Annotated in this window: 1 protein-coding gene; it reads right to left on the reverse strand. The window is 48.3% G+C overall.

Annotated features, from left to right (window positions below):
- Positions 1–38: 38 nt before the first annotated feature.
- Positions 39–766: IMP dehydrogenase (locus tag A3763_RS00505; RefSeq protein ID WP_197482649.1), on the reverse strand; the 728-nt coding region annotated here is incomplete at its 5' end.

The following is a 766-nucleotide window of genomic DNA, read 5'->3' on the forward strand; positions in this document are numbered from 1 at the left end:
CCGCATAATATAAATAAAACTTAAAAAGTACTTAAAGCCTAGCCAACACGATAGTTAGGTGCTTCCTTGGTGATGGTCACATCGTGAACGTGGCTTTCTTTCATGCCCGCTGCGGTAATCTTGGTAAACTGCGGTACCGTGCGCATCGTTTCAATATCGCCACTACCTGTGTAGCCCATGCTAGAACGAAGCCCACCCATTAACTGGTGAATGATTGCAGTCATCGGCCCCTTACACGCTACACGACCTTCAATACCTTCAGGTACTAACTTGTCGACGCCAGATTTAATGTCCTGGAAGTAGCGATCACTAGAGCCTTGAGACTGGCCCATTGCTCCTAAAGAACCCATTCCCCGATAAGCCTTATAGCTTCGACCTTGGAATAATTCGATTTCACCAGGGGCTTCATCAGTACCGGCTAGCAAACTACCGATCATAATACTGTTTGCGCCAGCTACAATCGCTTTTGCAATATCACCAGAGAAACGGATACCACCATCAGCGATAACAGGCACATCAAGCTCTTTCAAAGCTGCACTAACATTAGCCACCGCAGAAACCTGAGGAACACCAATACCAGCCACAATTCGTGTCGTACAAATTGAGCCCGGGCCAATTCCGACTTTAACCGCATCTGCACCTGCTTCAGCCAATGCTATCGCCGCTTCAGCTGTTGCGATGTTACCACCAACCACTTGCACCTGCGGGTAGTTTTCTTTTACCCAGCGAACACGGTCAATAACGCCTTTAGAGTGTCCGTGTGCCG

The organism is Oleiphilus sp. HI0128 (genome assembly GCF_001635365.1).